Annotated in this window: 14 protein-coding genes; 2 read left to right on the forward strand and 12 right to left on the reverse strand. The window is 57.1% G+C overall.

From position 1 onward, the window contains the following. Positions 1-4: 4 nt before the first annotated feature. The 9 genes from gspK to gspC are packed head-to-tail and all read right to left on the reverse strand — an operon-like array spanning position 5 to position 8,332. On the reverse strand, positions 5-1,018 hold the full coding sequence (gene gspK / locus ACJBF3_RS12850; RefSeq protein WP_045327328.1) for a type II secretion system minor pseudopilin GspK: 1,014 nt from the start codon (positions 1,016-1,018) through the stop codon (positions 5-7). Beyond that, positions 1,015-1,647 carry a type II secretion system minor pseudopilin GspJ gene (gene gspJ / locus ACJBF3_RS12855; RefSeq protein ID WP_045327330.1) on the reverse strand — a complete coding sequence of 211 codons (633 nt, stop codon included), beginning with the start codon at positions 1,645-1,647 and terminating at the stop codon, positions 1,015-1,017. Before gspJ ends, gspK begins: the two co-directional genes overlap by 4 nt. Further along, a complete protein-coding gene (gene gspI, locus ACJBF3_RS12860; RefSeq protein WP_045327331.1) occupies positions 1,644-2,024 on the reverse strand; it encodes a type II secretion system minor pseudopilin GspI in 381 nt (126 codons plus the stop codon). The genes gspJ and gspI overlap by 4 nt, the downstream gene beginning before the upstream one ends. Next, entirely contained in the window at positions 2,017-2,502 is a 486-nt protein-coding gene (gene gspH, locus ACJBF3_RS12865; RefSeq protein ID WP_045327333.1) for a type II secretion system minor pseudopilin GspH, read from the reverse strand. Before gspH ends, gspI begins: the two co-directional genes overlap by 8 nt. Then, positions 2,502-2,951, reverse strand: coding sequence for a type II secretion system major pseudopilin GspG (gene gspG / locus ACJBF3_RS12870; protein WP_032639173.1), 450 nt, complete (start codon positions 2,949-2,951; stop codon positions 2,502-2,504). Before gspG ends, gspH begins: the two co-directional genes overlap by 1 nt. Positions 2,952-2,954: 3 nt before the next feature. Continuing rightward, positions 2,955-4,163 carry a type II secretion system inner membrane protein GspF gene (gspF, locus tag ACJBF3_RS12875; protein WP_047717654.1) on the reverse strand — a complete coding sequence of 403 codons (1,209 nt, stop codon included), beginning with the start codon at positions 4,161-4,163 and terminating at the stop codon, positions 2,955-2,957. Next, positions 4,163-5,641, reverse strand: coding sequence for a type II secretion system ATPase GspE (gene gspE, locus ACJBF3_RS12880; RefSeq protein ID WP_045327335.1), 1,479 nt, complete (start codon positions 5,639-5,641; stop codon positions 4,163-4,165). The genes gspF and gspE overlap by 1 nt, the downstream gene beginning before the upstream one ends. 14 nt (positions 5,642-5,655) lie before the next feature. After that, a complete protein-coding gene (gene gspD / locus ACJBF3_RS12885) occupies positions 5,656-7,587 on the reverse strand; it encodes a type II secretion system secretin GspD (protein ID WP_045327336.1) in 1,932 nt (643 codons plus the stop codon). 13 nt (positions 7,588-7,600) lie between these two features. Further along, on the reverse strand, positions 7,601-8,332 hold the full coding sequence (gspC, locus tag ACJBF3_RS12890) for a type II secretion system protein GspC (protein WP_045327439.1): 732 nt from the start codon (positions 8,330-8,332) through the stop codon (positions 7,601-7,603). 299 nt (positions 8,333-8,631) lie between these two features. Here gspC and ACJBF3_RS12895 point away from each other — a divergent pair, with 299 nt between their 5' ends. Then, the gene (locus ACJBF3_RS12895) at positions 8,632-10,197 is read left to right on the forward strand and encodes an ExeA family protein (RefSeq protein WP_045327337.1); all 1,566 of its coding nucleotides are present in this window, start codon (positions 8,632-8,634) and stop codon (positions 10,195-10,197) included. Continuing rightward, positions 10,197-10,829 (forward strand): hypothetical protein, encoded by a 633-nt coding sequence (locus tag ACJBF3_RS12900; RefSeq protein WP_045327338.1) that lies wholly within the window; start codon positions 10,197-10,199, stop codon positions 10,827-10,829. Before ACJBF3_RS12895 ends, ACJBF3_RS12900 begins: the two co-directional genes overlap by 1 nt. Here the strand turns inward: ACJBF3_RS12900 and ACJBF3_RS12905 are convergent, their stop codons facing one another. From ACJBF3_RS12905 to ACJBF3_RS12915, 3 genes are all read right to left on the reverse strand, one after another. Further along, positions 10,830-11,453 (reverse strand): helix-turn-helix domain-containing protein, encoded by a 624-nt coding sequence (locus ACJBF3_RS12905; protein ID WP_045327339.1) that lies wholly within the window; start codon positions 11,451-11,453, stop codon positions 10,830-10,832. A 270-nt stretch (positions 11,454-11,723) separates the two neighbouring features. Continuing rightward, complete coding sequence (locus ACJBF3_RS12910; protein ID WP_045327340.1) at positions 11,724-12,554, reverse strand: N-acetylmuramoyl-L-alanine amidase; 831 nt, start codon at positions 12,552-12,554, stop codon at positions 11,724-11,726. Continuing rightward, complete coding sequence (locus ACJBF3_RS12915) at positions 12,551-12,874, reverse strand: heavy metal-binding domain-containing protein (RefSeq protein WP_045327341.1); 324 nt, start codon at positions 12,872-12,874, stop codon at positions 12,551-12,553. The genes ACJBF3_RS12910 and ACJBF3_RS12915 overlap by 4 nt, the downstream gene beginning before the upstream one ends. Between the last annotated feature and the right edge of the window lie 66 nt (positions 12,875-12,940).

The following is a 12,940-nucleotide window of genomic DNA, read 5'->3' on the forward strand; positions in this document are numbered from 1 at the left end:
TTTCTTATTCAATCATTCGGTAACGACGTTGCCACGTCACGATCTCACCGGCTTCGTTATTGACCTGAAGCTGGCTTACCACGCGAAGCGTTAATGCATCGGTATTGCCGGTATAGTTAACGCGAAAATACCGGCTGTTTATCGAGAGAAGCTCGGCCACCTGCGGGAGATCGTCCTTTAGCTGCGGGAAGGTTTGCTCCAGCGCTTTGCTGAAGGTCTCCATGTTTTCCCAGCCGCTTTCAGGACGCGATTCGATCAGGCGAAGCGCGTCATCTTCAGTTAATTTCCCCGGAAACAGGGCAGCCAACAGGGCGGCCTGCTCCGGCTTCAGGGTGTTCACATCCACCCTGCTGGCGCTGTCCGGCAGCGCACACAGCAGCTTGCTCACCTTCGGGTATGCCGACGCCGGAAACGCAGGCAGCAGTTTGATCTCCGAGATAGTGCGCATCATCTGGTTAGCCGGCTGACGGGCGGGCACCACGCCTGCCCAGGCGTCGGTCTCGGCGCCGTCTTTGGCCGTGGTGGTGTCACCGTCGAGATAGTCCACCAGCTGAAGGTAAACCTCTTCCGCCGTGGTCTGGCTCAGCCCGCTCTGGATCAGGATCTGCTCAACAATTCGCTCGTTGCGCGGCTTTTCCGGCACGGCAGACTGGTCTTGCCCCTGGGCCGGTTTTTTTTCTGCGGCCAACAGGTTATTGACGTTGAAGCAGTCCTGGGCGTCTTCCACCTGGCTGACCACCGTGTAGTCATCCCCCTGCGTTTCCAGCGGCTGATGCCAGTCACCATCGGGGGATAGCGCGTTGCTCTCGCCGCTGGCGTCGCTTTGCAGACGGTCTTTGACCACTTTTTCCTGGGCCTGCATCGCCCAGCGCAGCTGCTGCTGGCTCACCTGATAATGCGTTTTCTGCAGGTTGCGGCAGAACTGCTGGCTGATTTTGGCGGCCAGCGCCGACATCATCACCAGCAGGATCAGTACCACCAGCAGCGCCACCCCTTTCTGTTTGCGTAAGGCACTCATGGTTTCGCTTCCGGTACGGCCTGTGGTGCAGGTTGCGCCACAGCGGCGGCCTCTGGCGCGGGCGCCGCCGTCGGCAGATCCCCCGGGGTCGTAAACACCCAGCGCCAGGTCTCGCCGTTTTCCATGGTCAGCGTCAGCTCCACTCCGTCCGGCAGGTGCGCCGGGTCGCTCCAGCTTTTCTGCCAGCCCTGGCGGTAAAAACGCCACGTCAGGGATTTCACGTCGCTGACGATCGGCACTTCATCCGGCTTAACGTCCGCCGGGCAGTCGATGACCGGCCAGACGTCGCGATACAGACGCCCCTCCTCCAGCCGCCAGCGCACGCGCTCAAGCTGCACCGTACCGCTCACGCCGTTTAGCGTGGTCAGCTCAAGCGCGTCATCCTCCTGGCGGAACAGATCCGGCTCGTTGCGCGGCGCGCGCGCCTGGAGCTGGTAGAAATCACGCTCCATCAGGCTCCAGGCGCGCTGAAGCTGGTTAAGCTTCGCCGCGCTGGCATCGGTGGCAGAACTGGTGCGCATTGCGCCATCCAGAATTTGCCAGGCCAGGGTGCTGATCACCGCAAAGATGGTCAGCGCAATCATGATCTCCAGCAGGGTAAAACCGCGCTGGCGTCGGGCTTTGTTCACTTGATCTCTCCCGGCGGAATGATTTGCAGCGCGATCACCGGCTGGCTGTCATCGCCTTCCGCATACACGCGGATGGCGTTAGCCCAGCCATTGTCGGCGGTTTTGACCCGCTGCTTGCGCCAGTTCCAGCTGCGTCCGCCCATGATTTCGGTTCCCTGCTGTTCTGCATCCGGGAAGTCGGTTTTCGTAAGCTGCGCCTCCGCGAGCTGGTTCTCGGCCACCCAGCTTGCCTGCAGCGTATCGGCCAGCCCGTGGGTAAAACGCACGTTCAGAGAGACCGAGTTCATCAGCGCCAGCGCGGCGGTGGAGAAGATGACCAGCGCCACCATGACCTCCAGCAGCGTCATCCCCGTTTGCTTTTTCTTACCGTTAGCCATCGTTTTCTACCGATACAGGGGCCGCACCTTGCGACACCACGCGGAAATGGTGCGCTTTGTCGTAGCTTTGCAGCGTCAGCGTGAAGCGGCTGATTTCGCCGTCCGGCAAAAAAAGCACCTGCGGATCGGAGGTCAGCGTGGCGGCCAGACGCTGCGGCGAGAGCGAAACGTGCATCTCTTCCGGGAAATCCCCTTTGGTGGTGATACGCCCCGCGGAGAGCGGCACCCAGCGACGCTCGCCATTTTTATCTTCAAGCGTCACCAGCTGATAACTTTCCGTGGTGATCGCCAGCCCAACGATATTTCCGTCCATCACCGCGCGGTCAGAACCATAATCAACGAGGGCTTTTAATTGCTGGCCAAAAATATCCGCTCCGCTGCGCGAAGGTATTGTTGACACCACCATCATGGCGCAGCTGGCAAATATCACCAGCGCCAGAATAATTTCCAGCAACGTAAAGCCGCGTTGATTTTTCATTATTTCTCTTTCTTATCCAGAGACCAGTTCGTAATATCATCGGCGGTATTGGCTTCACCGTCCGGACCGGCAGAGAAGACGTCAACCGCGCCGTGTTCACCCGGGCTTACGAGCAGATAATCGTTGCCCCACGGGTCCTGCGGCAGGCGGCGAATGTAGCCATCCGCGCGGTAGCCGTTCGGGATTGGCGCGATTTCCGGCTTGGTCACCAGCGCCTGCAGGCCCTGTTCGGTTGTCGGGTAACGATGGTTATCCAGCTTGTACATATCCAGCGAGCCTTCGAGGGCGACAATATCGCTGGTCGCCTTTTGGGCATCCGCTTTTTCTTTATTACCCATTAAATTGGGCACCACCATACTCGCCAGCACGCCGAGAATAACAATGACCACCATTAATTCGAGCAAAGTGAAGCCCGCCTGACGCGCCAGGTTTTTACGTTTTAAAGCCATGATTTAACCTACCATATTATTAAGTTGCAGAAGCGGTTGTAATATTGACAGTACGATGAATAAAACAATCGTTGCCATGGAGACCACCAGCGCCGGTTCAAATACCGACAGCGTTAAGGTAATGCGATGCTGTAATGCCGATTCCTGGTTTTCCGCCGCGCGGTCCATTAAATTGCCTAACTCGCCGCTCTCTTCCCCGGAGGCAATCATGTACAGCATGGTGGGCGGAAAGAGCTTCGCCTGCTCCAGGGCGGCGTAAAGCGATGCCCCCTGACGCACGGTATCCGCCGCCTGCTCCAGCACCTGCCGGGCATAGAGGTTTTCGATACCGTCCATCGCGATATACATTCCCTCCAGCAGCGGCACGCTGCTGGCCTGCAGGATGCTCAGGGTGCGGATATAGCGGGCGCTGTTGATGGCGCACACCAGCTTTTTAATAGGCGAGCCGTTGACCAGCCAGCTGTGCCACTTAAAGCGGTTTTTGGCACTTTTGAGCCACGCCTTAAAGCCGATAAACCCGCCGCCCAGCACGCCGACAATATAGATGCCGTAAGCCTGCAGGAAGTCGCTCACCGCAATCAGCGTGCGGGTGGTGATCGGCAGCTGCTGCTTCATGTGGGTAAACTGCTCGATCACCTGCGGCACCACCGCCACCAGCAGAATGCTGATGACCGCAATGGCCACCACCGTCAGGGTGATCGGGTAGACCATCGCCTGCGTCAGCTTGCTTTTCATCTTCTGGCGCTGCTCGTTGTACTCCGCCAGCTTCTCCAGCACGTCGCCCAGGTGGCCGGTCTTTTCACCGGCCATCACCAGCGTGCAGTAGAGCTTGTCGAAAGTGCGCGGAAACTGGCTGAAGGCGTCAAAGAGCGTGTGCCCTTCCACCACCTTCTCGCGAATTTCAACCACCATCGCCGCCAGCTTTTTGTCCTCCGTCTGCTTCGAGATGGCCTTCAGCGCGCTCTCGAGCGGCAGCGCGGCGTTGACCAGCGTGGAGAGCTGGCGGGTAAACATCGACAGCACCGGCGTGGAGAGCTTTGCCCCGGTTTTCGCTTTTCCGGCGGCCGCCGCTTCGCGGGTTTCGGTGATGCTGACGGGCATCAGCTTTTGCTCGCGAAGCCACTGGCGAACCTGCTTCTGGCCCTCGGCCTGCAGGGTGCCGCGCTGGGCTTTACCCGCAACATCCGTCGCCGTCCAGGCGTAGAGGGCCATTACGCATCTCCTCCACGCTCGGCGGTGACGCGCATTACCTCTTCCAGAGAGGTGACGCCGCTAATCACCTTCAGCAGCCCGTTTTCGCGCAGGCTGTAGGCCTGCTTAAAGAGCTGCGTTTCGATGGACATTTCGTCCTTATCTTCATGAATGGCGCGGCGCATGGTGCTGTCCACCACCAGGAATTCATGAATACCGGCACGGCCCTGGTAGCCGCTCTGGCGGCAGTGCTCGCAGCCCACCGCGCGATAGATCGCCTTCGGCGGCGCGTCCATAAAGCTGAACAGCGCTTTCTCATTGGCGTCCAGCGGGCTGGTGGTCCGGCAGTGCGTGCACAGCCGACGCACCAGACGCTGGGCAATGACGCCGAGCAATGATGAACCGATTAAAAACGACTCCAGCCCCATGTCGCGCAGACGCGTAATCGCCCCTGCGGCGCTGTTGGTGTGCAGCGTAGACATGACCAGGTGACCGGTGAGCGACGCCTGCACCGCAATTTGCGCGGTTTCACCGTCACGAATTTCCCCGATCATCACCACGTCCGGGTCCTGACGCAGGATCGCGCGCAGGCCGCGGGCAAAGGTCATGTCCACGCGCGGGTTAACCTGCGTCTGCCCCACCCCTTCCAGCTCGTATTCAATCGGGTCTTCTACGGTCAAAATGTTGCGTTCATGGCCGTTCAGCGCCGAGAGAATGGCGTACAGGGTGGTACTTTTACCGGAGCCCGTAGGCCCGGTGACCAGGATAATGCCGTGCGGACGGTCAATCAGCCCTTTTAACTTCTCCAGCTCTTCATCAATCAGCCCCAGCTTGTTGATGTCGGGCTTCAGGTTGCTTTTATCGAGCAGACGCATGACCACCCGCTCGCCGTACTGGGAGGGAATGGTCGACACGCGCACGTCAATCGCCTTGCGGCCAATGCGCAGGGAGATACGGCCATCCTGCGGCAAGCGCTTCTCGGCGATGTCGAGTTTCGACATTACCTTGATGCGCGACACCAGCAGCGGCGCGAGCTTGCGCGCCGGCTGCAGCACCGGGCGCAGCACGCCGTCGACGCGGAAGCGAATGCTCAGCGTGCGCTCGAAGGTTTCGATATGAATATCCGACGCGCCGTCCTTCACCGCCTCGCCAAGAATGGCGTTGATCAGGCGGATCACCGGCGAGTTTTCGTCGTTATCGAGCAGATCCTCGTTATCCGGGATCTCCTCGGTTAGCGCCATCAGATCGATATCCGCGTCCATATCGTCCACCAGCTGCTGCGACACGCCGCTGCTCTGCTGCCAGATTTTCGCCAGCAGCTCGTCAAAGGCTTCCGGCGTCAGGGTCACCGGAACGAACGGGCGTCCCAGCACCCGGCGCATTTCCAGCAGCGCAAACGCCGGGGTATCCTCACGGATATAGACGTCATTGTTGTAAAATAAAACGCCGTTATCTTTTGCGTAGCTGCTGCTACACAGGGTTTTGCTCAGCTCGTCCACGTGGCCCCTCCGCCCTACTCTTTAAACGGGTTACGCGTCGCGGCCGCGCTGGTTGTCACCGGCACCGCCTCTGCGGCAGGCGCGGACGGATACGCGGGCATCACCGGGTTATTGTTATTCGAGACGATACCCAGCTTTTTCTCCTCCATGCGCTGCTGCTGGCGGGCACGGATCTGGTCATATTTCTCTTTCGACGCCGCACTGTAGTTGTCGTCGTCGCGCAGCACCGTGGTATGGATAAACACCATCAGGTTACGTTTAGAGGTATCTTCGGAGGTGTAGCGGAACAGCTGGCCCACCAGCGGAATATCGCCCAGCAGCGGCACCTTGGAGACGGTCTCTTTGGTGACGTTCTCCATCAGGCCGCCCAGCACCACGGTCTGACCGCTGTGCACCATCACTTCGTTATTGATGGTACGGGTGTTGAAGGTTGGGCCAAGGCTGGCGTCTTCGGTGGCGCTGGCGTCCACGCTGGACACTTCCTGCTCAATCTTGAGATGAATCATGTCGCCGTCGTTAATCTGCGGCACGATTTTCAGCTTGGTACCGACCGTCTTGCGCTCAACGGAGTTAAAGACGTTGTCGCCGCTGGTGGTCTGGGAACCGGACAGTACCGGCACGTCCTGACCGACGTTGAACGACGCCTCTTTGTTGTCCAGCGTGACCACGCTTGGCGTAGAGAGAATGTCGTTCTTGGAACCGTTGGCGAGCGCGGTCATCAGCGCGCCGAAGTCGCCGTTAAAGAAGCCGGTCGCCATGCCGGTAAACGACAGCCCCTTAATGGTGCCATTTTTGACCTGGCTGATTGGCAGGCCGGTGGATCCAAACTGGACGCCGCCGTGCTTGCTGGTCCACTGCACGCCCAGATCCATGCCGCTGCCGTCCTGAACCTCCGCGATGATGGCTTCCACCAGCACCTGCGGACGACGAATATCGAGCTTATCGATCACCTTCTCCAGGGAGTTCATCACGTTAGGCTGCGCGGTGATCACCAGCGAGTTGGTTGACTCGTCGGCGGTGATATTCAGATCGCTGGACGCGGTAGCGGTTTTCGCCTTCGGCGCGCCCGCTTTGTCTTTCAGCTGTTCGCCAATCCCGGTCAGCACCGGCACCACCTTGGTGGCGTTGGCGTATTTGAGATAGAAGACGCGGGTATTGCCCTCGTTGTTCTGCTCGCGATCCAGCTGATGGATCAGCGCGCGGGTGCGCGTCCGCGCCTCTTCCGAGCCGCTGATCACCAGGCTGTTGGTTTCGTCATCCGCCACCACTTTGGTAGCCAGCTGCGGCGCGTTCTGCCCTTTCTGCTCTTCGTTGTTGAGGTTGTTCAACATGTCAGAGAGCTCTTTGGCAGAGGCGTAGCGCAGCGGCACAATTTCGCGACGCTGAATACCGTCTTTATCCACGCGCTGAACCAGGTCCACCAGGCGGTTCACCACCGAGGCCTTGCCGGTTAACAGCAGCACGTTGGACGGCTCAAAGTGCACCACGTTACCGATGCCGGTTGCGTCGTTGAGCTGGCGCAGCAGCGGGGCCAGCTCGCGTACCGGCACATTTTCCATGCGCACGACGCGGGTGATGATCTCATCCCCTTTGCCCGGATTGATGCTGTCTGCCAGCGGCGCCCCGGCGGTGCGGGCGACGCTGGAACGCACCACTTTCACCATGCCGTTGTCCATCGGGATCACCGACAGGCCGTACAGATCCAGCACGCTCAGGAAGAACTGGTAATATTCATCTTCCGTCAGCACGTTGTAGGTTCGCACCGACACCGTGCCCTGAACGGACGGGTCGACGAGAATGGTTTTATTAAGGTTGCGGCCTACCGTATCGATAAACTCGCGGATATCGGTATTTTTAAAGCTCGCGCTAAAGTTCGCTGCAAACAGCGAACCGGAATATAACGACAATGCGGTCAGCGCCACGCACGCCCAAGGAAATTTCTTCATGGCTGTACACTTGTTAATTGTTTAGAACATTAACCCGAATATTTTCAAGGTGAGCGTGACGTCTGACGACGACCTCCGCTTCTTTCATTTTCGACCAGTTGGCAATAATGCTTTTTGCTTTTGCCTCATCGGTCATATCGACAGAGTTGACTTTTACCGCCACGTCCCCTTTTTCCAGCCCGGTATGGCTGAAGAACGCAGAGGCATTCCTTGGATTAATGTTGTAGCCTTCCAGTTGGCCTTTTTCGATCAGCGGTTTTAACACCAGATAATCATCCAGATGCACGCTTTCCGCGCCTGCATCTTTCGTCGATTTGCTTACCGGGCCGCTGTCAACGCCGCCCTTAAAATAATCCGGCTTATTTAACGCCAGTACCTGCGTAGCACCTTCGTAATTAACCACCACATTGTCTTTGTTAATTTCCTGAATAAACGCGTCGTTAAAGCCGACCAGCGGCTCGCCTTCACGGTAGCTCTTCTGCCCCCCCGGCGTTTTGATCACGGCGAACGAAAGCCAGGCGTCATCGCTGCGCACGATACCTTCGATCTCCGCGGCCAGCGGGGTTTTTACCGCTGCTGCCGCGTTGTCCTGACGTACCGCCGCCGTGAAAAGGGTGAATGTCTTTTCGTCACGACGTTTTTTCAGCGGCTGCGCATCAGAATTAGCCAACTTATTCGTAACTTTTTTATAATCTTTGAACGTCAGATACCCTTGCTGGCCGCAAAAAATTAACAGCACAAACATCATGCAAGGCGTTATCCACCGTGACAGAAATGAGAACCTCATTTTTCATCTGGCCTTTAACAAAGCAATAATAAGCAGCATCGGCTGCGCCAATATGTGAGCAAAGAGTAATTTCCGGCTGTAAAAACAACCATCGACTTTGCCACCAACTTTCATACAGAAAAATATTGACCGTATAAAATCCAGATGTTAGGCCTCAACAGCAGAATATTTTTACCCGGTGCATAAATTGACCATCCTATAGCGTTGCTTTACTTTCTCGTCCTGTTGCTATTCCTAATCAGAGACGGTAAGTCGTTATGTATCAGAGCCACTTTACTTTTAAAAACCCGCCCTTTCGGAAAATAACCCGGTTATCCGGGGATTTTCTGGTGCCTTATCACCAGGACGTATTCAACCTGCTGAAAGAGAAAACCCAACGGGCGGGGATTACCGGGCTCTTTTCCAACGATGCCCCGCTGCTGGGCCAGTTCAGCGATGCCCTGAAATCCGCAGCTCCCGGCACGCTTGCCGTCAACGCGTTTCCAAAACTGAGTGCCAGTAGCCTGCTGTACAAACTCAGCCCGGGAACGAAAGAGAGCAAGAACCGCCTTCAGGCGGTGGATGCCGTACTGCATCAGTGGCAAGGGGAGAAAGCCCGGACGAAAGTGCTGGTGATTACCCATGCCGAAGCCATGAAAGACACCTGTCGGGACGTGCTGGCGATGCTGCTGACGCACGCGCAGGAGCGCGAGTTTCGCCTGGCCGTGGTGTTGATGGGTACCGCCGAACAGGACGCCGTCCTGATGCAGCAGCCTGAACTGCGTGAATATGCGCATACCCGCCACACCCTGCGGCCTCTCACCTGCCGGGAGTCGCTCGGCTATGTTCAGGCGCAGTGCGAAGAGCACGGGTGCGAGAGTGCGCCACTCAGCCCGGCGCGCGTGCGCAAAATGCATTCGCTGACCAAAGGGAATATCAGCAAGCTGAATGAGCTGGCGCACCTGTCGATGCTGGCCGCCTGGACCGAACGCGCGGCCCAGGTCAGCCCCCGTCATTTACGGCTGGCCGCGGGCGAGATCCTGCCCGCGAAAAAACGCGGCAAGCGCCTGGCGACCGTAGGGCTGTTTGCCTCCGTGCTGTTCGCCGCCTGCGGCTGGTATTTCACCTCGTCCATCACCGCCAGGCTGCCGGTTCAACTGCCGGTGCCCGTTAGCTGGAAACAGCAGACGCCAAACGTTGAGGCCCCGGTGGTGCCGGTTATCGACAACGAGATGGTGAATCAGCCGGATGCAATGCATCAGCTCTATCTGATGTGGGGATATGACGCCTCGGCGGACGATGCCCTGTGTCAAAACGCCGCGAAGGTGAACCTGATGTGCAAGCAGGGTAGCGCCTCACTGGACGCGCTGGCGCAGGAGGGTTACCCGTGGGTCAGTGAGCTGAAAACCGGTAACCACCTTAACTATGCCGTCGTCGCACGCGTCGGGGATAACTCCCTCGACCTGCTGATGAATAACCGCACGTGGCAGGTGAGCCGCAGCTGGTTTAACCAGCATGCCACCGGCAACTATACCCAGCTTCACCGCCTGACGCCTGACGGCAAAGATGCGATCACGGCCGCCAGCGACGCGAAAGACATGACCTGGCTCGACCAGCAGCTCAGCCTGGCCCTCAGTCAGCCGGAAACCCATGCGCAGACCTGGACGGCGGAGATGGTGAAACGCACCCGTGAATTCCAGCAAAAAATGCATCTGCACGTGGATGGCATTCCCGGTGAAGATACGTTGATGCAGTTGATGCGTGAAACCCATTCCACGCCGAGCGTATTAATACAAGCCTCGCAATCCACGCCGGATGCGAAAAAGCAGGAGAAACATTCCTGATGTCTACCATCTGTCTTGCGGCTCAGCGCAGTTACACCACCGGCGAGGCGGTCTGGTTTTCATACCGCCTCCCGCGTCTGAGAAACATCGTCAGCCATGCTGTTTTGGTCATGCTGGGCCTGTGCGCCATGATAATCGCAGGGCTTTACGCGCATATTTACTGGAACCTGCGCCATCCTGCACCTGAGCCGGTCAAAGCGAGCGTCGCGAAGCCCGAGACGCAGCTTTCAGATATGCACTATGTGTATGTGAGCAAGCCGTTCCCGCATCCTCATCCGGAGCCAAAACCCGCACCGGTGCAGGCGGATGTTCCAGCCATGCAGGATCTGCCCATTAACGGTGATGATGCCGACTGGCAGCAGGCACCTGACGGCGACGTGCCGCATGATACGTCCCGCGACACCTTGCCCGGCACCGAAGCGCACGAGGCGGCCTCCAGCAGTACCGGGAGTGACGATGCCTCATTAAGCGATTTAGTGAAGCAGGCGTTAAAAGAACAGGAGCAGGATTACGCGCAAGGCAAAATTCCCGCGCCGCCGGTAGACGAAACGCAGGATAATTCGCAAAAAGAGGGTGTACATAACGTGGATGCCCGGTCTCCTTTAAGTGAGAAAGGAGACCGGCTGGAATAGTTAATATTTTTCTGGCAACGTTGTCAGGTTAAGGAGTCGACCCTTTTCCACAACGATATATTGCCCTTTTTTCAGGTCGGAGAGAATTTTAATGATGGTGCTGCGCGCCAGGTTGGTGTACTCCTGAATATAATCATAAACGTTAATATCGCGCTGCTGATGGACCATCAGATCGTTAATTTCGTATAAAAATTCACGCACCACTGAATAAGCGCTGCGGGCAACTAAAACGTCGTCACGTTTGCTCAGCATGCAGATGTACCAGGAGAGCACTTTGGTCAGTTCAGGCCATAAATTGTTTTCCGTCATCAGCTGTGCGAAGACTTCTTTCTTGATCGAGCGCACCACGGTATTGGCGCGAACGAGGCCATACATGTGGGTCGCGTTGTAGTACATTGCTGAAAGACCGAAAATGCACTGGCCGGTCACCGTGAACATACACAGCTCGTCGGATTCGCGTCGGAATTCAACTTCGCCGCTGACAATAATATGAATATATTGTGAATCAGACGTGGATATTTTCTGCCATTTCTTTAACGTTTTTTCTTCAAAGCCTGACGTTGCAGAAATAATGGCTTCCATTTCATGTTGCGGACGTAATTTTTTTGCATAGATGCTTAACATTGTTATACCCGATTTAAGATGTTAATTTTTAGAATGCAAAACCAAGGCAAAGAAAAGCCTCAGCTCTGGAATATTTCCTGGAGATGTTCATAAGAAAAAAAACAAAAGATGAAGGTGATAGTTTTATTTGCCGCAATAGTTAGCAAGCTATGTGTCCATCTTAAATCGGGATAATTTTAAGTCAATTAACTAAAAATGAATTGCGTTTGTACTTAAGATTAATCTTAAAAGGGCTGGGGTTAAACAAGGCATTCGGGGCAGTCCGAAGGATTATCCCTGCCCGTATTTCTCTAAAAGCGCTTCGGCAATGGCCATCGTTTCGACGTCCGCGACGCCGTTCCACCGCTCGGGTCGGAAATGCATCTGGAATGCCGTGATGACGCGCTTTTGCTGCGCCGGGGTGCCGTCAACCGGCACCTCATAGCCATAGCGCGCGAGGAGATCGAGCAATGCCCCGGTGTCCACCTGCTGATAGCGCGGCCGCCCGTCTGTATAGAACGCGACGCGCGCCAGATCGGGCCATGCGCCAATGCCCTGCCGGGCAAGCTGTCGCCACGGGAACAGCGGGCCGGGATCGTCTTTGCGCTGCGGGGCGATGTCCGAATGGGCCACCACGTTTTCGGGCCTGATGTTGTAGCGGGCAATAATGTCCTTGGCGAGGGGCACCAGCGCCGCAATCTGCGCGGGCTCAAACGGCGTGAAGTGCTTCACCCCGGCCGTTTTTTGCCAGCCGCGGTTCTCCAGCTCAATGCCGACGGACGTATCGTTTATCCGGTTGGTACCGCGCCAGAAGCTGATGCCCGCATGCCAGGCCAGCTCGCTCTCGGGGACCAGCTGCCAGATGCGCGGCTTACCGTCCGGCGCCGGAGGCCTGGCCGGGATCAGATAATGAGAGCTGACGTTTTTATCCGTCAGCGTGGCCAGCGAGCTGTCAAAATCGTCCGCGGTGTAGTGGATCACCAGCACCTTGATGCGCGGATAAGCCGCCTGCGCCTGATGACGCGTATCCAGCTCGTAGGCGCCTTTGTCGACGATCCCTTTTTCGGTGGCACATCCTGCCAGCAGCAGCGCCAGCAGGAGCGCGGCAAACGAACGCCTCATCGCAGGGTTTTCACCGCCGTACCGCTTACGCTTACCATCAGCATGCTGCTATCTTTCCCGACCGTTTCGTAGTCGATATCAATCCCCACGACCGCATCGGCGCCGAGGGCTTCCGCCTGCTCACCAAGCTCTTTAAAGGCAATTTCGCGCGCTTTGCGCAGCTCTTTTTCGTATGCGCCCGAGCGCCCGCCCACGATATCGCGGATGCCGGCAAAAAAGTCACGGAAGATATTGGCGCCGAGAATCGCTTCGCCGGTGACCACACCGCAATACTCGGTTATCGTCTGCCCTTCCAGGGTTGGCGTTGTTGAAAACTGCATGGTTTCTCTCCTTCTTTAGCGTTCAATGCCTTAGGCACAGCATTATCGGTTCGTTACGCTATGATT

This window comes from Enterobacter sp. PP-008-ECC_S150 (genome assembly GCF_045257065.1).
Classification (GTDB): Bacteria; Pseudomonadota; Gammaproteobacteria; order Enterobacterales; family Enterobacteriaceae; genus Enterobacter; species Enterobacter chengduensis.

Excerpts from the sequence above, each read along its gene's own strand:
- gspK (WP_045327328.1), bottom strand. The coding sequence starts at position 1,018 with ATGAGTGCCTTACGCAAACAGAAAGGGGTGGCGCTGCTGGTGGTACTG.
- gspI (WP_045327331.1), bottom strand. The coding sequence starts at position 2,024 with ATGGCTAACGGTAAGAAAAAGCAAACGGGGATGACGCTGCTGGAGGTC.
- gspH (WP_045327333.1), bottom strand. The coding sequence starts at position 2,502 with ATGAAAAATCAACGCGGCTTTACGTTGCTGGAAATTATTCTGGCGCTG.
- gspG (WP_032639173.1), bottom strand. The coding sequence starts at position 2,951 with ATGGCTTTAAAACGTAAAAACCTGGCGCGTCAGGCGGGCTTCACTTTG.
- gspF (WP_047717654.1), bottom strand. The coding sequence starts at position 4,163 with ATGGCCCTCTACGCCTGGACGGCGACGGATGTTGCGGGTAAAGCCCAG.
- gspD (WP_045327336.1), bottom strand. The coding sequence starts at position 7,587 with ATGAAGAAATTTCCTTGGGCGTGCGTGGCGCTGACCGCATTGTCGTTA.
- gspC (WP_045327439.1), bottom strand. The coding sequence starts at position 8,332 with ATGTTTGTGCTGTTAATTTTTTGCGGCCAGCAAGGGTATCTGACGTTC.
- ACJBF3_RS12895 (WP_045327337.1), top strand. The coding sequence starts at position 8,632 with ATGTATCAGAGCCACTTTACTTTTAAAAACCCGCCCTTTCGGAAAATA.
- ACJBF3_RS12900 (WP_045327338.1), top strand. The coding sequence starts at position 10,197 with ATGTCTACCATCTGTCTTGCGGCTCAGCGCAGTTACACCACCGGCGAG.
- ACJBF3_RS12905 (WP_045327339.1), bottom strand. The coding sequence starts at position 11,453 with ATGTTAAGCATCTATGCAAAAAAATTACGTCCGCAACATGAAATGGAA.
- ACJBF3_RS12910 (WP_045327340.1), bottom strand. The coding sequence starts at position 12,554 with ATGAGGCGTTCGTTTGCCGCGCTCCTGCTGGCGCTGCTGCTGGCAGGA.
- ACJBF3_RS12915 (WP_045327341.1), bottom strand. The coding sequence starts at position 12,874 with ATGCAGTTTTCAACAACGCCAACCCTGGAAGGGCAGACGATAACCGAG.